Origin of the sequence: Paraburkholderia caribensis (genome assembly GCF_002902945.1) — a bacterium.
Classification (GTDB): Bacteria; Pseudomonadota; Gammaproteobacteria; order Burkholderiales; family Burkholderiaceae; genus Paraburkholderia; species Paraburkholderia caribensis.
Genome location: NZ_CP026103.1, coordinates 1,958,449 through 1,981,984, shown reverse-complemented (window position 1 = coordinate 1,981,984; position 23,536 = coordinate 1,958,449). Strand labels below are relative to the sequence as shown.

The following is a 23,536-nucleotide window of genomic DNA, read 5'->3' as shown; positions in this document are numbered from 1 at the left end:
ATGGCCGACATCACGGTCAACGGGCGCGAGAACCAGAAGCGGCGCACGCGCAAGGACTTGTTGCAGGCGGCTTCTCGTTTGATGAAGCAGGGGCGCAAGCCGGGTCTCGAAGAGATCGCCGAAGAAGCGATGGTGTCGCGCGCCACCGCATATCGCCATTTTCCGAGCATGGATGCGCTGCTGCTGGAAGCGTCGCTCGACGTCGCGACGCCGGATGCGTCGGCGCTGTTCGGCCCGCGCGCGTCGGATGATCCCGTGGCGCGGCTCACGCGCGTCGATACGGCGCTTCACGACATGATCCTCGCCAACGAAGCGCCGCTGCGCATGATGCTCGCGCATTCGCTGGAGCGCGTGGCGAAGGGCGATACCGACAGTGAAATTCCGCTGCGGCAGAATCGGCGGACTGCATTGATCGAGGCGGCGCTGGAGCCGGTGCAGAATCAGTTCAAGCCCGCCGCGTTCGAAACCCTGACGCAAGCGCTCGCACTGGTGATCGGCACCGAGGCGATGGTGGTGTTCAAAGACGTGCTGCAACTCGACGACGCGCGGGCCCGCAAAGTGAAGCGCTGGGCGATCCGCGCGCTGGTCGAGGGGGCGAGGCGGAGTCGCGCAGAGGGGGAGTGACGGCTCCCCCGCCCAGCACGCTATCCGCGCAACGGCCTCAAGCCCGCCCGCACTTCCTCGGCAAACAATTGCGGCTGTTCCCATGCCGCGAAATGCCCGCCCTTGTCGAGCCGGTTGTAGTAAATGAGGTTGTGATACGCGCGCTCGGTCCAGCTACGCGGCGCCTGATAGTTCTCGCGAGGAAAGACGCTGACGGCGGCGGGAACGGACACATCGGCGGCGGCGAGGAAGTTGAAATGCGACTCCCAATAAAAGCGCGCCGCTGAGATACCCGTGTTCGTGAGCCAGTAAAGCGTGATGTCGTCGAGCACGTCGTCGAGCGTGAGCGCGCCTGACGACTCGCCATTGACGGCCCGCCCGAATACGGCAGAAGTGAGCGCCGCTGCCGGCTGCTCGTAGCCGTCGCCGTGATCGAGCAGCCAGCTGGCCAAGCCGATCGGCGAGTCCGAGATGCCATAAAGCGTTTGCGGGCGCGTTCCCATCTCCAGCGCGTAGGCGCGCCGCTTTTTGGCCGCGCTGCTCAACTGGTCGTATGCATGCTTTTCATCTTCCGACAGGCCGGACGGAGGCGGGTCGCCCGCCTGAAGCGCCTTGGCGATCTCGGGCGGAATGGTCGCCGGAAAGTTGACGTGGATGCCCAGCAACCCGGGCGGCGCCTGCTTGCCCATCACGTTCGCGACGACACCGCCGAGATCACCGCCTTGCGCCGCGAATTTGTCGTATCCGAGACGCTTCATCAGCACGACCCACGCACGCGCCGTGCGCTCCGGCCCCCAGCCCGTCGTGGTGGGCTTGCCGGACAAGCCATAGCCCGGCAACGACGGAATGACCAGATGAAACGCATCCGACGCGCTCGCGCCATAGGCGGTCGGGTTGGTCAGCGGATCGATGATCTTGAACTGCTCGATTACCGAGCCGGGCCAGCCGTGCGTGACGATCAGCGGCATCGCGTTGTCGTGCTTCGAGCGCACGTGGATGAAATGAATATCCAGTCCGTCGATCTCGGTCACGAAGTTCGGCAGCGCATTCAGCTTGGCTTCGCACTTGCGCCAGTCGTAGCCGCTGGCCCAATGGCGCGCGAGTTCCTGCATCATCGCGAGCTGAACACCTTGCGTGTTGTCGGCAACCGTTTCGCGCTCGGGCCATCGCGTCGCCTTGATACGTCGACGCAAATCGATCAGTTGCGCGTCGGGCACGTGCACACGAAGCGGACGAATCGCCGTCTTGTCGCCGCCATTCGGCTGCGCGACTGAAGTGATGGCCTGATTCGTTTGTGCGAATGCAAGCTGGCTCAACGAACCTGCTGCAAGCGTGGCCGCGGCGGCACCGACGAAGCGTCGGCGCGACGGCGATTGAGGAGGAAAGTGGTCTGACATAAGAACTCCGACTGGCTTTGCGCCAATGATTCCAGGTAATGGCCGCGCGATTGCACGAGCCATTGGCCGCACGATGCGGACACAGCGCGCGTGTCTTCCCAAACGATGCCTTTGCCAGCGCAAATACCTGCTGGCACATAGCGGATACTGTGCGCTACGCGGACCGAACGTGCTGCGTGTTGCACATACAACATCAACGAGCAAAAAATCAGCTGATTCGATCCGGCAATTCGCCTGCGATGTCTATCAGCGCGTTTGCGCCCGCCTCGCCGAGCAGCGACTGAGCCTTCGATTGCGCGGCCGACCACGCGGACGCGGCGTCGTGCAACAAGGCCTTGCCTCGCTTCGTCAGCGAAAGAGGGCGGCTGCGGCCGTCGTCGCCAGGCATGCCTTCGACGACCCATCCCTGCGCGACCAACGGCTGAAGATTGCGCGTGAGTGTCGAGCGGTCGTGATGGTTCTTGCGCCCGAGGGCGGCGCGGCTAAGCGGCCCGAATTCCATGATCTGCACCAGCAGCGAGAATTGCGACGCGTTGACGCCAAACGGCCTCAATGCTTCATCGTAGATCGCGGTCAGCACTCTTGAAATCTGCCGCGTGCGGGTGAGCAGGCAGCTTTGCGCGATCTTCCGGGTGACTCTGGCACAGGGATCGTGTCGACGCTCTTGTTGCATATGCAATACCGCGACAAGGGCAGTGTTCGCACTGCCCTTCTTCATACGGCTTAAACGAGCGTGATCGTGACGCCGATATTGCCGCGCGTCGCCTTCGAGTACGGGCAGGTCTGATGCGCACGGTCGACCACTTCCAGGGCCACATCGCGCGGCAGGCCAGGCAGGCTCACGTTCAGACGTGCCTGAATGAAATAAGCGTTGTCGGTGGTGCCGAGATCGATCTCGGCACCGACGCTGGTGTCGGCCGGCAGCGAGATCTTCAGCGCACGCGCAGCGCCGCCCATCGCGCCAATGAAACATGCCGACCAGCCTGCGCCGAGCAGTTGCTCGGGGTTGGTGCCCGCGCCATTGCCGCCCGGCGTCGACAGTTTGATGTCGAGACGGCCATCCGAACTGCGCGCGGCACCTTCGCGGCCGCCCGTCGTGTGAACCTTGCCTGTGTACAGTACGTTGTCGATACGCGTCATGGTGCGTGCTCCGTTGAGTAGGTGAGGGGGCAAACAATCGATGACCGTATTGAAGCGTGCGGATGTATCTCGCTTGTGTCGTGGAAACGGGCGTGTGTATGCGTATGTATCCGCTGCCGCCGCGGATACATTGCGCTACAAAGGGGCGTGCCTGGCCGGCGTCGCGCCGCGTCCGGCCTTGCGCGCTTCGTCGAGCATGAATTCGATGAACTGCGACGTCGCGCGCGTATGGTGAAGATTCGGCATATACAGCATGTACATGTTCGTGCCGAAGATGCTGAGCCGCCACGGGTCGAGCGCCGTGACGACGTCGCCGCGCCCGATGTCGTCGTGTACGACGTAGTCGGGCACGAGTCCGACGCCGAGGCCGGCGAGAATCGCGTCGCGCAAAAACAGAAAGTTCTCGGAGATGAGGCCGGGCTCCAGCAACACCTCATGCCGTTCGTCGCGCAGATACGCCGCGACGCGCAGTTGCCGGCCCACCACGGCGGACGTAATGATCGGCGCGGTGCGAAGCTCGTCGAGCTGCACGGGCATGCCATGCTGCGCGGCATACGCGGACGACGCGCACGCCACCCATCTCACCGGCCCCATGTCGCGCGCGACGAGATTTTGCGGCGGCTCCGACATCACGCGCACGGCAATGTCCACTTCGTCGCGCAACAGGTCTTCGACGCGGTTCTCGAACATCACGTCGAGCACGATGCCGGGATATTCGCGCCTGAAGGCGATCAGCCATGCCGACATCACCAGCTGCCCGTAGCCGCTCGGCACCGACAGGCGCACGCGGCCTTGCAGGCTCTCGCCGAGCGTCGATATCGATTCCTTCGCGGCCAGCAGCGAATTGCGGATCGCGCGGCCATGTTCGTAGAGCTTCAGCCCGATCTCGGTCGGCTCGACGCGGCGGGTCGTGCGCCGGACCAGTTGCAGACCGATCGATTTTTCGAACTGGTTGAGGTGGTAGCTGACATTGGCGCGGGTCATCTTGAGCCGCCGCGCAGCCTCGCTGAGATTGCCGGCATCGATGATCTCGACCAGCAGCGTTAGCGCGTTGACGTCCACGGTGGTCCTACTGTCAAAAATTCTTTGACACTCTGTCAATTGAGCATGCGATTGTCAATTCCGGTTGTCCCCAAGACAATCGATGGCCATGTCGTTTGAACGCTGCACGAGGAGACAAACCGTATGACGCTGAGCGCCGCTGTGCCCGAATCGCCCGTTAGCCATGAGTTACGCGGCAACGTCCTGCTCGTCACCGTCGATAACCCGCCCGTCAACGCACTCGGCGTAGACGTCCGGCGCGGCCTCGTCGCGGCGATCGAAGCCGCCGAGGCGAATCCGGCCGTGCGCGCGGTGCTGATCGTCGGCGCGGGCCGCAATTTCATCGCGGGCGCCGACATCCGCGAATTCGGCAAGCCGCCGCAAATGCCGACGCTGCCCGACGTGTGCAACCGCATCGAGACATGCGGCAAGCCCGTTGCGGTCGCGATTCATGGCGCCGCGCTCGGCGGCGGGCTCGAGATCGCGCTGGCATCGCACTATCGGATCGCGGTCGCGGGCGCGAAGCTGGGCTTGCCCGAGGTGCTGCTCGGGCTGCTGCCCGGCGCGGGCGGCACGCAGCGCGCGCCGCGCCTGATCGGCGCCGAGGCGGCTTTGTCGTTGATGCTGAGCGGCAAGCATATCGGCGAGCAGGAGGCGCTGAAGATCGGGCTTGTCGATCGCGTTGGCCTGAGCGACGACGTGCTCGCCGAAGGGCTCGCATATGTGCAGCAACTGCTCGTCGAACAGGCTCCCGTGCGGCGCACGCGCGATGCGCAAGCGCTATCGGACAAGGAGGCGGCTACGGCCGCCGTCGCCGCCGCGCGTGCCGAGACGGCGAAGAAATCACGCGGCCTGTTGTCGCCGCTGAAGATCGTCGATTGCGTCGAGGCCGCGTTGAATTTGCCCTTCGACGAAGGCTTGCGCTTCGAGCGCAAGCAATTCCTCGAATGCCTCGATAGCCCGCAACGCGCGGCGCTCGTGCACGCGTTCCATGCCGAACGCGAAGTGCAGAAGGCGCCCGAAACGCGCAGCGCGCAGCCGAGGCCGATCGGGTCGGCAGGTGTGGTCGGCGGCGGCACGATGGGCGCGGGCATCGCCGTCGCGCTGCTCGACGCGGGCTTGCCCGTGACGATGATCGAGCGCGATGACGAATCGCTGGCTCGCGGCCGCGCGCACGTCGACAAGGTCTACGACGGCCTGATCGCGAAAGGACGCCTCACCAGCGATGCGAAAGCGAAGAAGCTGGCGCGCTTTGTCGGCAGCACGTCATACGACGCGCTTGCCGATGTCGATATCGTGATCGAAGCCGTGTTCGAAGACATGGCCGTGAAGCAGGCGGTGTTCGCGGAACTCGACCGCGTGTGCAAGCAAGGCGCGGTGCTCGCGACCAACACCTCGTATCTCGACATCGACGCGATTGCCGCCAGCATGTCGCGGCCGCAGGATGTGATCGGGCTGCATTTCTTTTCGCCCGCGCACATCATGAAGCTGCTGGAAGTCGTCGTGCCCGCGCGCGTGAGCGCCGACGTCGTCGCAACCGCATTCGATCTGGCGAAGAAGCTGCGCAAGGTGCCCGTGCGCGCGGGCGTGTGCGATGGCTTCATCGGCAACCGGATGCTCGCGGTGTATCGCGCGGCGGCGGACCATCTGATGGAGGACGGCGCGTCGCCGTATCAGATCGACAAGGCCGTGCGCGAGTTTGGCTTTCCGATGGGACCGTATCAGGTGATCGATCTTGCCGGCGGCGACATCGGCTGGGCGACGCGCAAGCGCCGCGCGTCGACGCGCGATCCCGACGCGCGCTATGTGCAGATTCCCGATCGCCTTTGCGAGCGCGGCTGGTTCGGCCAGAAGACGGGGCGCGGCTTCTACCGCTATGACGAAGGCAAGCGTGCCGGCACGCCCGATCCGGAAGTGGAAGCGATCGTCGTCGCGGAGCGCGAGCGCGCGGGTGTCGCCCCGCGCGCGTTCAGCGACGAGCAGATCGTGCGTCGCTACATGGCCGCGATGATCAACGAGGGCGCGAACGTGATTCACGAGCGCATCGCGTTGCGGCCGCTGGATGTCGATGTGACGTTGATCAACGGCTTCGGCTTTCCGGCGTATCGCGGCGGTCCGATGCACTACGCGGATACGATCGGTTTGCCCGCATTGCTCGCCGATATCCGTGAGTTCGAGAAGCAGGACCCGCTGTTCTGGAAACCTTCGCCGTTGCTGGTGGAACGGGTCGAGCGCGGGGAGGCGTTGGCGAGCCTGAATCGGTCTGCGTAAGTCGAAAGCCGAATCGGGCGACCCTTGTTAAAGATAGTCAAATCCACCCATTCAATGTTGATGCGTTCAGCGTAAAGTCAGAGAATGAAATTGCGGTGACCGTACCGCGAGTAGCGTGTTAAAGCCGCAGCAATAGCGCTGCGGCTTTTTTTTCGTGCGCCGCGATCACATGCGTCTCGCTGCTATTGCGCGGCAGTGAGTCTCGGGCCTGGCCGCGATGGCTGCGTCAATTCCTGCTGGCCTTTACGCTGATCAGAAACCGCTTCAATGCCCTGTCGTGTGACATCTTCGAGAAAGAGCAGCCGCGCGCGGAAATATTCAGCGCGCAACTGTGCGTCCATGACCTGTTGTTCCGCGCGGAACAATTCCATGCGCAATTCATGAAGCGCGCGTTCGGCCTGTTTTTCGGGAGTCGGAGCGTGGCGTGCTGCCCAGTTTGCAATCCACATCAGCATGATGAACCCCTCGCAATTCAGCTGGCATTGCTCAAGCTGCGATTAGTTGCAGCGCCTTTTCACATACCACCTTGCACGGCTGGCACATCGGCAAATCGGCGCGAGCCAGTTTGCCAAATAATGTTAGTGAAGTTTTGACCGCAAGAAGCGCATTTTTAAAGTCTTTGCTGTCAAGCGCTTTCATGACTTGACAATTGCTAAAAGTCTTCAAGCAATGAATCTCATATAGTACGGACACGGATTTGAAACGACGCCGGTCAGAATTCAAAAGGCAGAAATCAGGGAGAATCGGCGCTTCACATTCCTTTCCGGAATAGTGAATGAGAGGCTTACAAAGCCTTGCATGCCAATTTACAAATCGAACGGGGTGAAGTACGGCAGCAGCAGGACAGCGGGAGGAGACCAACCAACACCTCCTGAGCGGGCGCGCACCACGATCTGACAATCTTTAAATGATTTTATTGCGCCCTCTTTTTATACTGTCGCTCTCAATTGTTGAAAAACGTTGATGCCGGGATGGCGATTCGCGGGCAAACGGGGTAAGTCGGCGCAGTGGATCTGAATCGTCGTTGCATATCGAGGGACCGGATGTTTTTCAGGCCAGGCACCACACGGATTCCTTTCAAGACGGGCAAGCACAGGCGCAGACGCAGCGGTTATCCGCAGCGAGTCGAACTCGATCCCGCGACCGATTCGCACGCTCGCGCGGCGACTGAGGCGTATGCGGATTCGTGTGCGTCCGAAATGCCGTGGCTGGCCGAGTGGCTGCGCGATTCCGCCGCTGGCGGCAATGCGGGGCTGACGCATTGTGCGTCGACGGTTCGCCGCGTGTTCGGCCTCGCTCAGGAATGGGCGGCGCGCGAGCCGGACTACGCGCATGGCGCTTGGGAACATGTGCGGCTTCATCTGGAGGCAGCGCTGACTGCGCACCTGCGGTCGAAAAAAAGCAGTGACGATGACGTGGTGAGCTTGAACGGCGCGCAAGCCTAGACGCCACAGACGGGTCGCCCGTCGCATCCACGTCTGTCGCGGCGCGAGCCCTGCGCTCACGCCGTTGGCCCGATGAACGATTTCGCGTGCGGGGATCTATGAGAATTGCAGTCCTGGACGATGACGTGGCGCAAGCCGATCTGGTCTGCCAGTCGCTGGCGGTCGATGGGCACGATTGCCATGCGTTCGCCGAAGGCCGCGCGCTCGTCAAGCACCTGCGCCGTCAGACGTTCGACCTGCTGGTGCTCGACTGGAACGTGCCCGACATGTCGGGCGAAGAGGTGCTGCACTGGGTGCGTCAGAGCCTGTCCGACCGTCTGCCCGTGCTGTTCATGACGAGCCGCAGCCGCGAAACGGACATCGCGTCGATGCTGAACAAAGGCGCCGACGACTACGTCGTCAAGCCCGTCGCATCGGGCGTGCTGCTCGCGCGCGTGCGATCGCTGCTGCGCCGCGCGTATCAACTCAACCAGATGGCGACCAAAGAAAGCTTCGGGGAATTCGAGTTCGAGCTGGGATCGAAACAGGTCATCGCGCGCGGCACGCCCGTCACGCTGACGCAAAAGGAGTTCGAGCTCGCTTTGCTGCTGTTCCGGCATCTGAGCCAGCCGCTGTCGCGCGCGCATATTCTCGAAGCGATCTGGCGGCAGGACGTCGACATTCCATCGCGCACCATGGACACCCACGTTTCGATGCTGCGCGCCAAGCTCGGCCTGCGCCCCGAACACGGCTACCGGTTGACTCCCATTTACGGCTACGGCTACCGGCTGGAACGGATCGAAAAGGGGGATGCGTGACGGTGGCTGTATCGGGCAAACCGCCGCGTGCGCTTTGGCGGGCGGTGCGGCGCGCACCCGGCATCATCGCGGTTCTGGTCGCGGCGGCGGCCTTGCTGCCGGCCAGTTCGAACGCGCAGACATCCGCTGCGCATGAAACCGTGGCGACGGCGATCTACGTGACGGGGCCCGGCGACACGCTGTACGACGTGGCCGGTCGCTATCTGCGCGAACCACGCGACTGGACCGTGCTGCGCAAGCTGAATCACGTCGCCGATCCGCTGCATCTTCAGCCCGGCGTGCAGTTGCGTTTGCCTGTTGCATTGCTGAAGCAGGAGTCGCGCCCCGCGCGGGTCGTCGCCGTCAGCGGCCCCGCCGGACATGCGTTCAGACAGAATCCGTTCACGCCCATCACGGTCGGCATGGTGCTGGTCGAAGGCGACCGCGTGCAGACGGGGCACAACGGCTTCGTCACGCTGGAACTCGACGACGGCTCGCATGTGTCCGTGCCTCAGGACAGCACCATCGAAATCGGCGCGCTGCGGCAGACCGTGCTGACGGGCGCGAAAGATCGCGTGATCGACCTGAAGCGGGGCGAGGTCGACAGCGAGGTCAACCACGCGACCAAAAAAGACGACCGCTTCCAGATCCGCTCGCCGTCGGTGGTGGCGGGCGTGCGCGGCACGCGCTTTCGCGTGAGCTACGACGGCGACGAACAGTCGACAGCCGTCGCCGTGCTCGACGGCGCGGTCGGTGTCGATGCGGCGCGCATGGCGGCGCGTGCGCCGGGCGTGCCGTTACGGGCATCGACGCAACTCATCGGCGCGCAATTCGGCAGCGTCACGCGCTCGACGGGCGGCGTCGGCGGGCCGGTGGCCTTGCTGCCCGCGCCCGCACTGTTGGACCCGGGCAAGGTGCAAGACGAACAGGACGTCGCGTTCGACCTCGCGCCCGACGCTAAGGCACGCGCGTACCGCGTGCAGATCGCGCGCGACGCCGACCTGTTCGACCTGATCCGCGACCAGCGCGTGAACATGCCGCACGCAACGTTCGGCGATTTGCCCGACGGCAACTACTTCGTGCGCATTTCGTCGATCGACGGCATGGGCCTCGAAGGTCTGCCGCATATCTATGCGTTCGAGCGCCGCCAGTTTGGACTCGATGTTTCAGCCGGGCCGCGTGGCGGCAGCCGCGACTTCGAGTTCCGCTGGCTCGCCAGCCGCACGGGTGTCGAAACGCGCTTCCGCTTCGTTCTGGCAACGACAGCCGATCTGCGCGAGCCGCTCGTCGATCGCACGGATCTCGCGACGGGGCAGATCGCCGTCTCCGATCTGCCGCCCGGCATCTACTACTGGACCGTGATCGCGGAGCAGTTCGACAACGGCCGGCTATATCAGAAGGGCAGCGCGATCCGCTCATTTACACTGGCACGGTGATGACCACCAGCGGCCCGCGCATGAGTTTCGACCCGCGCATACGTCTTGGGCGGCCAGTCGGGCGCCGCTTTCTTTTCGAATGGCTGTGCATTGGCTGCCTCGGCGTCCTGGTGATTCTGGCCGGCTCGCCCGGCAGGCTGACGGCGAGCGTCGACCATCTCGTCTACGACGGCTTCCTGCGGTTGCACGCGCAACCGGTGCTGCCCGATATCGCCGTCGTCGAAATCGACAACGCGAGCATTGCACGGCTCGGCCGCTGGCCCTGGCCGCGCGCCGTGCATGCGCAACTGCTCGACGAAATCGCGAAGGCCGGGCCGGCTGCCGTGGTCTACGACGTGCTCTTCACCGAGCCCGCGCCGGACGACGTGCAACTGGCGCGCGCGCTCGCCGCGACGCCGACGTATCTGCCGATTCTCCTGTCTCCTGAAGATACCAACGGCGAGCGCGTTGCCGTCAAGCCGGTCGAGCCGCTCGCGAGCGCGGCTGCGGGACTTGGCCATATCAATCTGGAAGTGGATGCCGACGGCATCGTGCGCAGTGTCGCGCTGTTCGAAGGCGACGCGCATCTGCGCTGGCCGCAGTTGATGGTGCCCGTCTGGCGCGCGATCAAGGCCGGCACGGTGAAGCTGGCGCACGGCGCCGGCGCCGCCGCCGATGTGCCCGAGCGTACCCCGATCGCGGGTAATGACGAGGCACGCGTCCTGATCCCGTTCGGCCCGCTCGCGCAGACCTATCCGAAGGTGTCGTTCGCCAGCGTGCTCGCGGGCGACGTGCCGCGCGACATGCTGCGCGGCAAGATCGTGCTGATCGGCGTGACGGCATCGGGCCTCTACGACCGGTTCTCGACGCCGGTGTCGGGCCGGCTCGGGCCACTGCCCGGCGTCTACATTCACGCGAACGTGCTCGATACGCTCGTGACGGGCCGTGCGATCGATCCCGTCAACGGCCTGTGGGTGTTCGTCGTGTCGCTGGTGCCGCTCGGTGTGCTGCTGGCGGGCCTGCTCGTGTTGTCGCCGCTGCGTTCGCTGCTGATGACGATCGTGCTCAGCGCGACGATGCTGGGTCTCAGCGCGGCGCTGTTGTACGGCATGCGGCTATGGATGTCGCCCGTGCCCGCGATCGTCGGACTCGCTGCCGTCTATCCGATCTGGAACTGGCGGCGGCTCGAAATGACGATGTCGTATCTGCGCAAGGAACTGCAGCGTCTCGCCGACGAGCCGCATCTGTTGCCCGAAGCGCCGCAACGCAGCCGCGAATTTCGCGGCGACGCGCTCGCGCAGCAGATGGCGCTGATGGCGCAGGCGGCGCGCCGCGTGCAGGATATGAAGCGCTTCGTGTGGAGCAGCCTCGATAGCGTGCCGGAGCCGATTCTCGTCAGTGACGTGCAAGGCGTCGTGCTGATTGCGAACCACGCGGCGAAGGCGTATTGCGAGCGGCTCGGCGCGGCAGCGCCCGAAGGCGAGCAACTGCGCCACGTGCTCGGCGAACTCGCGTTCGTGAAGGCGATCGGTTCGCGCGCGGAGGACGATGCGCTCGGACGCTCGCATTGGCCCGCGCTGCTCGATCCCGGCCGCATCGCCTTCGTGGAGATGATGGAGCGGGGCATCGAGGTCCGCGATCGCAGCCAGCGCGATCATCTGTTGCGTTACGCGAAGTGCACCGATGCGCAAGGCGCGGTGATCGGATGGATCGCGGGGCTGGTCGACGTGACGGCTGTGCACGCGGCCGAACGGCTGCGTGAAGACGCGCTGCGTCTGCTGTCGCACGACATGCGTTCGCCGCAGGCGTCGATTCTTGCGCTCGTCGAACTCGAACGCGCGCGCACGCCCGACTCCGAACGCTTGCGCGAATTGTTGAACCGTGTCGAGCGATACGCGCAGCGGGCCTTGATGCTCGCCGACGATTTCGTGCAACTCGCGCGCGCCGAATCCCAGGCTTACGCACTCGAACCCGTGAGTCTCGTCGAACTGGTGATCGACGCGAGCGATGAAGTGTGGCCGCAGGCACAGGCCAGGCACATTCGCCTCGAGGCCGCCTACGACGAACAGGGCGACGGCCACTGGATCAACGCGGACCGCTCGCTGATGACGCGCGCGCTCGTCAACATCCTGAACAACGCGGTGAAATATAGTCCGCCCGACACGCGCATTACCTGCACGGTCGCGCCGGAGAAGCCCGCGTTGGGCGAATGGCCGGCACGCGTGCGCTGCACGGTTCGCGACGAAGGCTACGGGATGTCGGCGGAAAACCAGGCGCATCTGTTCGAGCGGTTTCAACGCTTTCACGAAGTCGAACGGCCGGAAGCGACGGGTACGGGGCTTGGCATGGCGTTCGTGAAAGCCGTCGTGATGCGGCATGGCGGCGATGTGCATGTGGAAAGCGCGCCCGGTCGGGGCACGGCATTCACGATCACGCTGCCCGCGCTCGACGAGACGAATGCGTGAACAACTCGAACGCTCAGGGCGCACATGAATCTGTATTCGATCGAAGCGAGAAGAACGTGAAGAAGACGCTATGTTGTGCTGCCATCGTTGTTGCGGGCGTGGCGGGTCTGGCGGGATGCGCGGGCGTGACGACGGACGTTCAGGTGTCGGGAACGCCCGTCGTGCTGCAGGGCGAGCGCACCTATGCGATCGTGCAGACGCCGTCGCAGGAAACGGGCGCCGCCCGCGAGCAGTACGAAGCGCTGATTCACAGCGAGCTCGGCAATTACGGGCTCGTCGATCGATCGGCGGAGCGCGCGAGTTACATGCTCTCGCTCGCCTACGATACGCGGCCGGCCGCTGTCGGCGTGATCCAGGGCGACTGCGCGGACTCCGCCTGCAATGGCGTGGCGAAGCCAGGCTTTCCGTTTTTCGGGCGCGAGTATCAGCATTCGATGACCTTGCGCCTCTTCGACGCCGCGACGGGCAAGGAAGTCTACAAGGTCACGGCGACGAGCCGCGACCGCAATGCCGACGCGCTGCATCCCATTCCGTGGCTCGTCAAAAGCGCGTTCGCGCAGTTTCCGTTTGCCGGATACGGAAGCTGGCGCGTGAAACTGCGCACTGGCGAAGCGGCGGGTCGGCCCGAAGTGGTCACGGTGAAGCAGATCGACAAATGACGTGCCGGGGCGTTCACGGCTCGGGCTTGTTCCTGAACGCCGCCTCGCCCGCATCCGATACCTCGACCCACTTCCTGTCCGGCGGCGCGTCGTCGACATAGCTGTCGTGCCAGTTCCACCATTTGTAGGTCGGCGTCTGCGGGTAGCCTTCGGGCGAATCTTCCCAGACCTCTTGCCGGCCGAGCGGCGTGATGTCGAGATAGCTCCATGTGCCGCCCATCTGCTCGTCGCCGCGATTGTTGATGAAGTAGGTGCGGAATATCCCATTGCCGTCGCGATAGAACACGTTCGTGCCGTGCCATTCGCCAACGCCGAAGTCGGTGTCGAAACTATCCGTGATCGTGAACCACGGTATCTGCCAGCCCATGCGCGCCTTCAATCGGGCGATGTCCGCCTGAGGCGCGCGCGAGACGAAAACGAGCGTCGTGTCGCGGGCGTTCAGGTGAGCGAGATGAGCGACCTGGTCCGCGACCATCGAGCAGCCGCGGCACGCATGCTCGGGCCAGCCGAATACGCCCGGTTCATAAAACGCGCGATACACGATCAGTTGACGCCTGCCGTCGAACAGATCGCGCAGACTGAGCGTGCCCGCTGGCCCTTCGAATGCGTAGGTTTTGTCGACGGCCATCCACGGCATGCGGCGGCGCTCGGCGGCGAGCGCGTCGCGGGCGCGCGTGTGGGCCTTTTCCTTCACGAGCAGTTGCTCGCGTGCTGTTTCCCATTGCTGGGGCGATACGACGGGTGGTGTGCGCATCGCACGTTGTCCACCGTTGGTTCCGTTTTTGTCCGATGTACCCATGGCGCTTGCGACCTCCTGATTTGAACAAGTTGCCGCGCCTCGGGGATGAGACGCGGCTTCGTTGCTTGTTCATCGTGCGTTGCTTGCAGTGAGACAGTCTGGACCTCGAAAGCGAATGCCGGGAGTAACAAGTTTGGCGATATTTCTTTTGAGTCGCGGATGCTACGGAGGTGCGCGGGTCCCTCTCACGCGCCCTGCGAAAAGGCCTGAACGATGCGGCGTGCGCTCATGGCTCGCCAGTACGTCAGGAAGCGGCCCGCGAACATGCCTGCGACGGCGCCCGATACGGCTGCGCTGATCAACATATACGTGCCGAGCGACGCCAGACTGGTTGCCGTCGCCAGTTCGACGCCGAGCCAGAACTTGGCGGCGAAGGTGATGACGATCAGCGCCAGCGGCAGCATGGAACCGGGCAGCATCACCGTGTTCGCGACGGGATCGACGATGAAGCGCGTGCGGCTCGCGATGAACACGCCCGCCGCGACACCCGCCAGCGCGGCAACCACCCAGACGCTCGCGTCGGCCCAACCCGTCAGCGGGTCTGTCACGAGATGCGCAATGCCCCAGACCGCGAACACGAGCGGCACGGTGGCAAGTCTGGGAAGCGGCGCGGTGCCGCTGTTCATGGCCTTGAACCCGCGCGAGAGCAGGAATGCGAGCAGCACCCAGACCCAGATGGGCGTGCCGTGAAGAATGGCTGCGAGCGACATGATGATCTCCTTCAGACGAATGCGTCAGACGAAAAAAGAAATGTTTTCGGATCGGTGATGACGGACTGCACTAGCGAACGATCTGCATCGTAGCGGCGGGGAATTAGCGAAGAATGAGGGTGTTTGCGTTGGCCGGAATCAGGCTGAGTTCGAGCTGGTTCCGCGGCAATGCGAATTCGGGCACGTCGATTCCGGCATCGAAAATCTCTTCGGATGCGGGCGTGCCGATGATCGCCTTATCCCGACAGTTGTTCGAGCGACCAGAGGACGCGTGATGCGTGATTGCACTAACGACAACCGCCGGATCGGGAGAACCGGCACCGTGAATGTCCGCTTCCTGCTGAGCTTTCGGTTCGCTAACATGCCAATTTCCTCCTACGATACGCACTGTTAGCGATCAAAGAGACATATCGGGGCCATAGCACCGGTCGATCAAGGAAGGGACAAGGACGTGGAAAGTTTTCAAATACTCGATCACATCACGGACGGCGTCATGACGATCGACCGGGAGTGGAGGTTTCGGAACATCAACCGGACCGCTGGGCGGCTGCTGAAGCGTCGGTCCGAGGACCTGCTGGGTCGCGAGATCTGGGCCGAATACCCAGATCTCATCGGGTCGAGCTACGAAGCAGCCTATCGGCAGACGGCCGAGACGCGTAAGCCCAGCACCGCGACGGACTTCTACGCGCCGCTCGGTGCCTGGTTTGAAGTGCGGGCGTTCCCAAGCGACGACGGTATCGTCGTGCTGGTCCGCGATGTCACCGAAGCGCGCGCTATCTCCGAACGCTTGTCGCGCCAGGCGACGTATGACGAGCTGACCGGTCTCATGAACCGGCGGGAACTGCTACTGCGCCTGAACATTCTCGTCGACAAAGGCGCGGCCGCTTCCGTCGATCTGCTCTTCGTCGACCTTGACCGCTTCAAGGATATCAACGACTCGTTTGGCCACGCGGCGGGCGATGAAGTGCTGCGTGCCATCGGCGAGCGTCTTTCCGCCATGTGTGCCGAAGGCGCCAGTGTTTCGCGCATCGGTGGTGACGAATTCGTCATTTTCCTCGTCGACGCTCCCGAGGGCGAGGCCGCGCGAGTCGCGCGCGACGTCACAATACGCATGCGCGAGCCAATTCAGACGCCGTGCGTGCGGGCCTCGGTGGGCGCGAGCATCGGCGTGGCGCGCTATCCCATTTCGGCATCGAATGCAGCCGAGCTGCTGCGCAACGCGGACATCGCGATGTATCACGCGAAGCGTGCGGGTGGGTCGCATGTGTGGTCGTTTGGCAAGGAGGATGCGCAGCGCCTCTCGCATCGCCGGCGGCTACGCGCGGATCTGGAGAGTGCGAGCGCCGGGCGCCAGTTCGAACTGCACTACCAGCCACAACTGGACCTGCATACTGGCCGCGTCTATGGAGCCGAGGCGCTTCTGCGATGGAACCATCCGCAACTGGGGCTGCTCACGCCGGCCGACTTTCTCGACGTGTTGCATGAATCGCCGGCCTACGAGGCAACGGGCGACTGGCTCATTCGCCTTGCGTTCCGCCAGGCGGCGAAATGGCAGGCGGCGAACTGCATGCCGTTCAAGGTCGCCGTCAATCTCTCGGCCACGACGATCCAGAACTGCGATCTCGCCGCACTGGTTTCGGAGGCGGCCGAGACGGCCGGAGTATGCGCTTCCGCACTCGACATCGAGGTGACGGAGACGGTCGTCATGAGCGACTTCGCGGCCGCGTCGCGCGCGCTTTCAGCTGTAAGAAGGCTCGGCGTGACCGTCTCGCTCGACGATTTCGGCACCGGCTATTCCAGCCTCGCATACCTCACACGGCTGCCTGTCGATCGCATCAAGATCGACAAGTCGTTCGTGCAGGAGCTCACTGTCAAGGAGACCTGTCGCCAGGCACGCGCGATGGTCGAAGCAATGGTGGCGCTCGCGCGCGCGCTGAGCATGAGAACGGTCGCGGAAGGCATCGAGACCGAAACGCAATTCGCCCTCGTCAAAGAACTCGGTTGCGACGCGGCGCAAGGTTATTTCATTGGCAAACCGGTAACGGCAGCGCGAATCGAACCTTACGCCGAGACACGGTTCGGGGCGGCTGGAGCTTCGTCGTTGCACGACGCAGGAAGCGGATCGCGCTAGTGGTCAACAGGCGGCCCCTCGGAGTCCGCACTGCCGACTGGCCGCTTTCCAGCGATGAGTTCGATGAGCGGACAGACGCGGCCCGACCCACTCCGGTCAGATGACCTTCTCCAACCCGGTCAGTCAGCTGAATCCAGCTTTTGCGAGCCGGTGTGTCCATAATCGGCCGTTGGCCACTTCACCCAATCGGCCAACTCCAGCCGTTCGTCGGTGCACATTGACGGACCGTCAAATGTCAGTTCTGCGCACCTCAGCGGGCGTTCGCAGTCGCACGATCCCGTGACACATCGGTCGTTGGTCCGTAGTCGGAGATCGTTGGTCAAAAGCTTATCAATTCGCAGTGCTCAACTACGATTTCTACTTCATAACCTGCAAAAGACGGTCCTGACCAGGCTCGAAGGCAGGCATCAATTGTTTCAGGGTTCCGTTTGCGGCACCGAGATTTTCGCCGGCCTTTGCATCAGGGGCGCAACGAGCGCTTACTGGAGTTCCGCCAACATCTCTTAATACCATGACAGCGTTTCACGACCGGTCCGGGCGCGGGTCACACTGCAGATTTTTGATACATCTCGGCAGAAAAGAGAAAGAATCGCGCTCTTGGCGGGCTTACGCTTGACTTCATGGGCAATCAGATCGGCGCAAAATCTGATGCCGTGGATGAAGTTACCCTTGGTTGAGATCGGAGCACCAGCGACGCTGACGGGCCGCGACGGTCGTTACAGGGCTTCGCCATGGTTCGAGCCGAAGAGACGGGTGGATTCCATTGCCGCTCGGCCTATGCAGACCCTGATCACTCAAGTGCTGCTGGTAGCACTCAGCAACAGTGGCGGCGCAGGGTGCCCCATTTACTAGTGCGCATCGGGAGTACATCATGAATGCAAAAATCGAAAAGGCTACAAGAATCCTCTCAGTTTTGTTCGCCGTGACGACAACCATGTTCCCGGCCGGCCTCGCGATCGGGCAGCAGTCCGAGGCACCGATCGCGGGCGCGGTACCTCTCGGCGTGAGCGTCACACAAACGCAACTCGTAGCGAAGGGGTGGCGTGCATCGAAGCTAGTCCACACCGACGTGTACAACGAGAAAAACGAAAAGATAGGACGGGTCGACGACATGATTGTCGCGCCCGATGGGTCACTTTCCGTGGCCATTATTGATGTTGGCGGATTTCTCGGCATCGCCGCGCACCGCGTCGCTATCCCGGTGCAGCGGTTCAAGCAGATCTCACCGAAAATGATACTGGATGGTGCCAGCAAGGATGCGCTGAGCAAGCTCCCTGAATTCGAATACGCCAAGGGTTAAGGTCGGCCGCCGACAATCCGATATTCAATCTTTCATCTGCAAACAAGGGGCTAGCCATACTTCTCGATCTAGAGAAGTGGAGCCCCTTCTGATTTTGTCGCCCTGGCCCTGAGCGAGCCCGACCCGACAATCCGGATTCACAAACCGAGGCGCCGCGTCATTTCAAGATTTTGATTCAAACGCGAGCGCGGACGGGTCAAAATGCCATTCAGACAGAACGCGCGGATGGCGACGCAGGAATTCGGGCAGTGCTCGACCGATTACGCAGACAGGAGAGTCGGCGCAAATTCGGACGAGAGACATTCTTCGACGAAAGCGGCGAACTGACGGGCCTTGCTGCTGGCCATACGCCCGGTCGGATAAAGCGCGGAAAGTGCGATGCTCGGCAGGTTCCAGTCATCCATGACAGCAACGACAACCCCGGACTTCAGTTCCGGGGCGAACGCCCACTCGGATGCAACCGCAAGCCCTATATCAGAGAAAACCGCGGCGCGGAGTCCCTCCGTTGCGGATATCTTGACGCGACTCTGGAGTTTGATCGACTGTTCTACAGTATCCCTTCGGAAGGTCCAGTCCTCGCCACTATTGATGTCGCGCGTATAGACTACCGCGTGATGCTTCAGCAGGTCTGCGGGCATCGATGGCACACCGCATCGTTCAAAGTAGGCGGGCGTAGCGAGCACTCGCCGTCGTGCCTCCCCAATGCGACGTGCGGTCATATTGGAGTCGGCCAGATCGCCCATCCGTAACGCCAGATCGACGCCTTCTTCAACCAGGTCGATGTTTCGATCGTCAAGTACGAGTTCGACGTCCAGGTCGGGATTCCGGTTCAGAAAATTGGGCAACTTTGGAACGATGTGAAGCCTCGCGAAGCAGACTGCTGCCGACACGCGGAGTTTGCCTGTCAGACCAGCAGCCGTACCTCGCGCAGCAAGCACAGCAGCGCCCGATTCCTCAACCGCGCGCTTTGCCCGCGCATAGAAATTCTGGCCTGCCTCGGTCGGCGTCAACGAGCGCGTCGAACGCAGCAGCAATTTGACCCCAAGCCACTCCTCCAGCTGCGCCACGGCCTTCGACACAGCCGGTTGACCCACGTCGAAATGTCTTGCCGCCGCTGAAAACGAGCCTGTGTCGACGACGCGGATATAGATTTCGAATGCTGCAAGGCGGTCCATCGGGATTCTCCTGAACGACGCAAGGCTAACGGCGCACGGCCTGTGTGGGCTTCAGCCACACACTGTCTGGTGTGTTGTCGGATGTGCCGATAGCGTACCTCACCTGTCCGCCGGCGTCCGGCCGGGAAATATCAGCTTGTATCAGGTCGTGCCAAGGCGCACGGAAACAACGAAGGATAGTGCGTAAATGGTCACCTGACATGGTGGTCTGTCAAGGGCGGTGCTTCGGGACGCCAGCTTTTCGAGGTCGTGGCGCCTGACACTGACATTCACCCCTGCGATTTATCCCGCTACGGAATAGGCCCTATGCAAATACGGCCTCTTATCTATCCGCATAGAAATAACTACAGTCCGAAACACCGAAGCAGCGTTCACATCTCACCCTTCATCACGTCGCTGGGGGAAACGCCATGGCTCACCTGTTCACTCCAAAGCAAGTCGGCGCTTTTGTGCTTTCACATCGAATCGTGCTTGCGCCTATGACGCGGCTGCGCACCATTTTGCCGGACGAAATCCCGAGCCCGATGATGGCCGACTTTTACGGGCAGCGCGCGTCCGAAGGTGGTCTCGTGCTGATTGAAGGTGTGAGCATTTCGAAGGTGGCACGCTCGTATCTCGGTGCGGCGAGTTTCTTTCATGATGGCCAGATCGAAGGCTGGAAAGCGATCGCCGACGCGGTGCATGCGAAGGGCGGATATGCCTTCATGCAATTGATTCACGGCGGACGTCAGAGTCATGTCGAGATGACGGGCGGCGTCGATCCTGTGGCGCCTTCCGTTGTTCCGTTCGAGGGCGTGGCGCTCACGAAGGATGGCTTCGTGCCCGTGTCGCCTCATCGCGCGCTCGGCCTGGAAGAGATACCCGGCATCATCGAGGAATTTCGCGTGGCTGCGCAGCGGGCCAAAGACGCGGGATTCGATGGTGTTGAGCTTCACGGCGCGAACGGTTACCTGGTTGATCAGTTCATCCAGGACGGGGACCAACACGCGCACGGATGCCTATGGCGGTCCGATCGAAAACCGCGTGCGCTTTCTGCGCGAAGCAGTCGAAGCGCTGATCTCGGTCTTCGGTGCGGATCGTGTTGGCGTACGCATTTCGCCCTCGGGCGAATGGGGTGGCATTTCCGACAGCGATCCCGAGGCGACGTTCAGTCACGTCGCACAGGTGCTGGACTCTTACAGGATCGCCTATATGCACGTGATTGAACCACGCATCAAAGGCGACGATACGCTGCATGAAGGTCACCCTCCCGTTGCGGTGAAGTACCTGCGCCGATATTTCTCAGGTCCGATCATTGCTGCAGGCGGCTTCGACGGCGACAGCGCTGAGGCTGTCGTTGCTTCGGGCGATGCCGACCTCGTTGCGTTTGGTCGGTACTTCAGTTCGAACCCCGATCTGCCTTACCGGCTCAAACACAAGCTTCCGCTGACTCCGTATGTGCGGGCAGCCTTCTGGGGTGGCACCGAACGGCACTACTCGGACTTCCCGGCCTACGACGCCACTCCGAAAGAATAGCCCGCACACCACTTTTTTCTTCACTCAAGAGATAGCCATGCCTCGCATTATTCAGTTTTCCTCCGCAGGTGGCCCCGACGTTCTTGAATTCGTCGATGTCCCCGTACGCGAACCACTCGCCAACGAAGTTCGCATGAAGGTGAAGGCGATCGGCATCAACCGCGCAGAGTCGATGTGGCGGCGTGATGACTACATCGAACCCGTTACGTTTCCAGCAGGACTAGGGTACGAAGCGGCCGGTATCGTCGATGCTGTCGGACCGGGCGTCGAGGGCATCGCACCTGGTGACGAGGTCAACGTCATTCCATCGTTTTCGTTTAACCAGTACGGAACATACGGGGAAGTCATCATTGTTCCCGAGCACGCCGTTGTCGCACATCCGAAGTCGCTGTCATACACGGAGGCCGCGTCCGTCTGGATGATGTTCATCACGGCATATAGCGCGCTGATCGAAGACGCCAGGGTGACGACGGGCGATTTCGTCGTGGTGCCTGCTGCTTCGAGCAGCGTGGGTCTGGCCGCGATCCAGATCGCCAACTATGCGGGCGCGACGCCCATCGCATTGACGCGTACGGCTGAAAAACGTCAGGCTTTGCTGGATGCCGGCGCAGCTCACGTTATCGTCACGAACGAAACGGACTTTGTTGCGGAAATCATGCGCATCACCGATGGTAACGGTGCTCGCGTCGTCTTCGATCCAGTAGGCGGCCCGAACTTCGCTAAACTGATCTCGGTGCTTGCGTTCCAGGGCATCGCGTTTATTTATGGCGCGCTTGCACAAGGTCCGACGGAGATACCCGTTCTGCCGATGATTGCCAAACTGCAAACCATCCGGGCGCACAACCTGTGGGTAACCACCGGCAACCCAGCGCGGCAAAAAGCTGCCGTCGAGTTTATCCTCAAAGGAATCGAGCAGGGCAAGCTCAAACCGGTCATCGATCGCGAGTTCAAATTCGACGACATGGTCGAGGTACATCGCTATCTCGAACAGAATGGCCAGTTCGGCAAGATCGTGGTGAGCGTCTGATACGCCTCACTGCCACGCGCCACTGAGTTGGTGCGTGCTGTACTTCATGACGGCGGCGAAGCGGAGAGATGCCTTTGGGTAGCCTCGCATCGCTTCGCTTGCCCGCAGAGCGCGCGCAGCGTTCGTTCCCGCCAGGCGGTGACCTGTCGGCGATGTCGTACACATCCCCCCTTGTAAGCCCGTCAACCCGATCCGTATCGCTGACAAAAGCAATGCGCCTGCCGGTGCGTTTGCATTAGCGCCACGTGCGCCATCCGCACATCCTGTCGTGTCACTTCCCTCCGATCTGGAATGAAGCCTATCCGCGCCTGCGTCTAGTTCGAGCGGGTACGCGCAGATACATTCGACTCGAAACCGGGTGCACGACATTTCGTCTGGCACTCGCGCATTTATCGAGGATTCCGATCATGTCTACCCAACTTCCTGTCTGTGAGATTGACGCGGGTGTGCGGACTACGCCCGCTGACTCGTTACCTGTTGCTGGTCTGCTCGCACTGGCGATGACCGGCTTTATCGCCATTCTTACCGAGACACTGCCAGCGGGACTGCTGCCTGAAATCAGTCGTGGGCTCAACGTGCCGGAGTCATGGGCCGGTCAGATGGTCACCCTCTATGCGCTAGGCTCCGTCGCGGCCGCGATACCGGTGACGGCAGCGACGCGCGCATGGTCGAGACGAACCGTATTGTTACTCGCCATCGCACTGTTCTTCGTCTTCAACACGGTCACGGCATTGTCGTCGTGGTATTGGCTCACGCTTGCGGCGCGATTCATGGCGGGTGCGGCAGCGGGCGTGACGTGGGGTCTCGTACCGGGCTACGCGCGCCGCATGGTTGCCGCGCATCTGCAGGGCCGCGCGATGGCCATTGCGCTCGTCGGCACGCCCATCGCCCTTGCGCTCGGCGTGCCCGCCGGGACATGGCTGGGAGAGTTGCTCGGCTGGCGTACAGCATTTGGTGTGATGTCGGCATTGACGATCGTGCTGGTGTTCTGGGTCATGTGGAAGGCGCCCAAGCTTGCCGGACAACGTGACGGAGCGGGGCGGAGTGTCGTCGACGTGTTCCGGACACCGGGCGTTCGGCCCGTGCTGTTCGTCATCCTCGCGTGGATGTTGGCCCACAACATCCTTTACACCTATATCGCGCCGTTTCTCGTGCGGGCTCATATGACCGAGAGCGTCGAAGCCGTGCTGCTGGTTTTCGGCCTGGCCGCCATCGCAGGAATCTGGGTCACGGGCGCTCTGATCGACCGATGGCTTCGCGCACTCGTGCTCGCAAGTCTCGCGGTGTTCGCGCTTGCGTCGGCCGCGCTCGCACTAGATGGAACATTGCCGTGGGTGGTGTACTCCGCAGTTGCGGCGTGGGGCTCGACCTTTGGCGGCGCAGCGACGCTTCTCCAGACGGCATCGGCCGATGCGGCGGGCGAAGGCGCCGACACGGCGCAATCGATGATCGTGACCGTCTGGAATGGCGCCATCGCAGGCGGCGGTCTGATTGGCGGCATCCTGCTCGACACCAGCGGCGTGGGCGCCATGGCGTGGGTGTTACTGGCGCTCGTGATGATCGGGCTCGTCGTTGCCTGGCACTCGTCTGGGCACGCGTTCCGGCCGGGCCATCGTGCGTCGACCTGAATCCCTTACGTTCATTTTTCTCATCGTGTTGGTGTCGCG

Annotated in this window: 21 protein-coding genes and 1 pseudogene; 12 read left to right on the top strand and 10 right to left on the bottom strand. The window is 62.6% G+C overall.

Annotated elements, in window-relative coordinates:
- On the top strand, positions 1 to 624 hold the full coding sequence (locus C2L66_RS38530) for a TetR/AcrR family transcriptional regulator (protein ID WP_060609523.1): 624 nt from the start codon (positions 1 to 3) through the stop codon (positions 622 to 624).
- Between the two features lie 20 nt (positions 625 to 644).
- Here the strand turns inward: C2L66_RS38530 and C2L66_RS38525 are convergent, their stop codons facing one another.
- The 4 genes from C2L66_RS38525 to C2L66_RS38510 all read right to left on the bottom strand — a co-directional run bounded on the left by C2L66_RS38525 (position 645) and on the right by C2L66_RS38510 (position 4,202).
- The gene (locus C2L66_RS38525) at positions 645 to 2,000 is read right to left on the bottom strand and encodes an epoxide hydrolase family protein (RefSeq protein ID WP_060609520.1); all 1,356 of its coding nucleotides are present in this window, start codon (positions 1,998 to 2,000) and stop codon (positions 645 to 647) included.
- Positions 2,001 to 2,208: 208 nt separating this feature from the next.
- A complete protein-coding gene (locus C2L66_RS38520) occupies positions 2,209 to 2,580 on the bottom strand; it encodes a MarR family winged helix-turn-helix transcriptional regulator (RefSeq protein WP_224101345.1) in 372 nt (123 codons plus the stop codon).
- 143 nt (positions 2,581 to 2,723) lie between these two features.
- Positions 2,724 to 3,140: an organic hydroperoxide resistance protein gene (locus C2L66_RS38515; protein WP_060609518.1), complete on the bottom strand. Its 417-nt coding sequence runs from the start codon at positions 3,138 to 3,140 to the stop codon at positions 2,724 to 2,726.
- Between the two features lie 135 nt (positions 3,141 to 3,275).
- On the bottom strand, positions 3,276 to 4,202 hold the full coding sequence (locus C2L66_RS38510; RefSeq protein WP_060609515.1) for a LysR family transcriptional regulator: 927 nt from the start codon (positions 4,200 to 4,202) through the stop codon (positions 3,276 to 3,278).
- Between the two features lie 123 nt (positions 4,203 to 4,325).
- Between C2L66_RS38510 and C2L66_RS38505 the strand changes: the two genes are divergently transcribed.
- Positions 4,326 to 6,452: a 3-hydroxyacyl-CoA dehydrogenase NAD-binding domain-containing protein gene (locus C2L66_RS38505; RefSeq protein ID WP_060609513.1), complete on the top strand. Its 2,127-nt coding sequence runs from the start codon at positions 4,326 to 4,328 to the stop codon at positions 6,450 to 6,452.
- A gap of 182 nt (positions 6,453 to 6,634) precedes the next feature.
- On the opposite strand, the gene C2L66_RS38500 is transcribed toward C2L66_RS38505, so the two are convergent.
- Both C2L66_RS38500 and C2L66_RS41065 read right to left on the bottom strand, forming a co-directional pair.
- Positions 6,635 to 6,907 carry a hypothetical protein gene (locus tag C2L66_RS38500; protein WP_035995975.1) on the bottom strand — a complete coding sequence of 91 codons (273 nt, stop codon included), beginning with the start codon at positions 6,905 to 6,907 and terminating at the stop codon, positions 6,635 to 6,637.
- Positions 6,908 to 6,938: 31 nt separating this feature from the next.
- Entirely contained in the window at positions 6,939 to 7,091 is a 153-nt protein-coding gene (locus tag C2L66_RS41065) for a hypothetical protein (protein ID WP_156516853.1), read from the bottom strand.
- A 404-nt stretch (positions 7,092 to 7,495) separates the two neighbouring features.
- Between C2L66_RS41065 and C2L66_RS38495 the strand changes: the two genes are divergently transcribed.
- The 5 genes from C2L66_RS38495 to C2L66_RS38475 all read left to right on the top strand — a co-directional run bounded on the left by C2L66_RS38495 (position 7,496) and on the right by C2L66_RS38475 (position 13,212).
- Entirely contained in the window at positions 7,496 to 7,897 is a 402-nt protein-coding gene (locus C2L66_RS38495; protein WP_060609510.1) for a hypothetical protein, read from the top strand.
- Positions 7,898 to 7,995: 98 nt separating this feature from the next.
- Positions 7,996 to 8,694, top strand: a complete 699-nt coding sequence (locus C2L66_RS38490) for a response regulator transcription factor (protein WP_042305717.1) — start codon at positions 7,996 to 7,998, stop codon at positions 8,692 to 8,694.
- Positions 8,691 to 10,109: a FecR family protein gene (locus C2L66_RS38485; protein WP_060609509.1), complete on the top strand. Its 1,419-nt coding sequence runs from the start codon at positions 8,691 to 8,693 to the stop codon at positions 10,107 to 10,109. The genes C2L66_RS38490 and C2L66_RS38485 overlap by 4 nt, the downstream gene beginning before the upstream one ends.
- Positions 10,109 to 12,553: a CHASE2 domain-containing protein gene (locus tag C2L66_RS38480; protein ID WP_060609506.1), complete on the top strand. Its 2,445-nt coding sequence runs from the start codon at positions 10,109 to 10,111 to the stop codon at positions 12,551 to 12,553. Before C2L66_RS38485 ends, C2L66_RS38480 begins: the two co-directional genes overlap by 1 nt.
- On the top strand, positions 12,550 to 13,212 hold the full coding sequence (locus C2L66_RS38475; protein ID WP_060609502.1) for a DUF4136 domain-containing protein: 663 nt from the start codon (positions 12,550 to 12,552) through the stop codon (positions 13,210 to 13,212). Before C2L66_RS38480 ends, C2L66_RS38475 begins: the two co-directional genes overlap by 4 nt.
- A 13-nt stretch (positions 13,213 to 13,225) precedes the next feature.
- Here C2L66_RS38475 and C2L66_RS38470 read toward each other — a convergent pair whose 3' ends face one another.
- The 3 genes from C2L66_RS38470 to C2L66_RS41060 form a co-directional block, all read right to left on the bottom strand.
- Complete coding sequence (locus C2L66_RS38470; RefSeq protein WP_060609499.1) at positions 13,226 to 14,011, bottom strand: DUF899 domain-containing protein; 786 nt, start codon at positions 14,009 to 14,011, stop codon at positions 13,226 to 13,228.
- A 185-nt stretch (positions 14,012 to 14,196) separates the two neighbouring features.
- The gene (locus tag C2L66_RS38465; RefSeq protein ID WP_060609496.1) at positions 14,197 to 14,721 is read right to left on the bottom strand and encodes a DUF6622 family protein; all 525 of its coding nucleotides are present in this window, start codon (positions 14,719 to 14,721) and stop codon (positions 14,197 to 14,199) included.
- A gap of 103 nt (positions 14,722 to 14,824) precedes the next feature.
- Positions 14,825 to 15,109 carry a hypothetical protein gene (locus tag C2L66_RS41060; RefSeq protein ID WP_060609493.1) on the bottom strand — a complete coding sequence of 95 codons (285 nt, stop codon included), beginning with the start codon at positions 15,107 to 15,109 and terminating at the stop codon, positions 14,825 to 14,827.
- 63 nt (positions 15,110 to 15,172) lie between these two features.
- Here C2L66_RS41060 and C2L66_RS38460 point away from each other — a divergent pair, with 63 nt between their 5' ends.
- Positions 15,173 to 16,852, top strand: coding sequence for a putative bifunctional diguanylate cyclase/phosphodiesterase (locus C2L66_RS38460; protein WP_060609490.1), 1,680 nt, complete (start codon positions 15,173 to 15,175; stop codon positions 16,850 to 16,852).
- Positions 16,853 to 17,723: 871 nt separating this feature from the next.
- The gene (locus C2L66_RS38455) at positions 17,724 to 18,152 is read left to right on the top strand and encodes a PRC-barrel domain-containing protein (RefSeq protein ID WP_082670526.1); all 429 of its coding nucleotides are present in this window, start codon (positions 17,724 to 17,726) and stop codon (positions 18,150 to 18,152) included.
- A gap of 260 nt (positions 18,153 to 18,412) precedes the next feature.
- On the opposite strand, the gene C2L66_RS38450 is transcribed toward C2L66_RS38455, so the two are convergent.
- Positions 18,413 to 19,327, bottom strand: a complete 915-nt coding sequence (locus tag C2L66_RS38450; protein WP_054931326.1) for a LysR family transcriptional regulator — start codon at positions 19,325 to 19,327, stop codon at positions 18,413 to 18,415.
- A gap of 410 nt (positions 19,328 to 19,737) precedes the next feature.
- Between C2L66_RS38450 and C2L66_RS38445 the strand changes: the two are divergent.
- The 3 genes and pseudogenes from C2L66_RS38445 (at position 19,738) to C2L66_RS38435 (ending at position 23,497) form a co-directional block, all read left to right on the top strand.
- Positions 19,738 to 20,842 (top strand): annotated as a pseudogene (locus C2L66_RS38445) (alkene reductase).
- Positions 20,843 to 20,879: 37 nt separating this feature from the next.
- Positions 20,880 to 21,869 carry a zinc-dependent alcohol dehydrogenase family protein gene (locus C2L66_RS38440; protein ID WP_060609487.1) on the top strand — a complete coding sequence of 330 codons (990 nt, stop codon included), beginning with the start codon at positions 20,880 to 20,882 and terminating at the stop codon, positions 21,867 to 21,869.
- Positions 21,870 to 22,276: 407 nt separating this feature from the next.
- Positions 22,277 to 23,497 (top strand): MFS transporter, encoded by a 1,221-nt coding sequence (locus tag C2L66_RS38435; protein ID WP_060609484.1) that lies wholly within the window; start codon positions 22,277 to 22,279, stop codon positions 23,495 to 23,497.
- Positions 23,498 to 23,536 lie beyond the last annotated feature (39 nt).

Coding starts and splice junctions, on each gene's coding strand:
- C2L66_RS38450 (WP_054931326.1), bottom strand. CDS start 19,327: ATGGACCGCCTTGCAGCATTCGAAATCTATATCCGCGTCGTCGACACA.
- C2L66_RS38440 (WP_060609487.1), top strand. CDS start 20,880: ATGCCTCGCATTATTCAGTTTTCCTCCGCAGGTGGCCCCGACGTTCTT.
- C2L66_RS38500 (WP_035995975.1), bottom strand. CDS start 6,907: ATGCTGATGTGGATTGCAAACTGGGCAGCACGCCACGCTCCGACTCCC.
- C2L66_RS38515 (WP_060609518.1), bottom strand. CDS start 3,140: ATGACGCGTATCGACAACGTACTGTACACAGGCAAGGTTCACACGACG.
- C2L66_RS41065 (WP_156516853.1), bottom strand. CDS start 7,091: ATGAAAGCGCTTGACAGCAAAGACTTTAAAAATGCGCTTCTTGCGGTC.
- C2L66_RS38465 (WP_060609496.1), bottom strand. CDS start 14,721: ATGTCGCTCGCAGCCATTCTTCACGGCACGCCCATCTGGGTCTGGGTG.
- C2L66_RS38525 (WP_060609520.1), bottom strand. CDS start 2,000: ATGTCAGACCACTTTCCTCCTCAATCGCCGTCGCGCCGACGCTTCGTC.
- C2L66_RS38470 (WP_060609499.1), bottom strand. CDS start 14,011: ATGGGTACATCGGACAAAAACGGAACCAACGGTGGACAACGTGCGATG.
- C2L66_RS38455 (WP_082670526.1), top strand. CDS start 17,724: ATGAATGCAAAAATCGAAAAGGCTACAAGAATCCTCTCAGTTTTGTTC.
- C2L66_RS38480 (WP_060609506.1), top strand. CDS start 10,109: ATGACCACCAGCGGCCCGCGCATGAGTTTCGACCCGCGCATACGTCTT.
- C2L66_RS38530 (WP_060609523.1), top strand. CDS start 1: ATGGCCGACATCACGGTCAACGGGCGCGAGAACCAGAAGCGGCGCACG.
- C2L66_RS38495 (WP_060609510.1), top strand. CDS start 7,496: ATGTTTTTCAGGCCAGGCACCACACGGATTCCTTTCAAGACGGGCAAG.
- C2L66_RS38490 (WP_042305717.1), top strand. CDS start 7,996: ATGAGAATTGCAGTCCTGGACGATGACGTGGCGCAAGCCGATCTGGTC.
- C2L66_RS38505 (WP_060609513.1), top strand. CDS start 4,326: ATGACGCTGAGCGCCGCTGTGCCCGAATCGCCCGTTAGCCATGAGTTA.
- C2L66_RS38435 (WP_060609484.1), top strand. CDS start 22,277: ATGTCTACCCAACTTCCTGTCTGTGAGATTGACGCGGGTGTGCGGACT.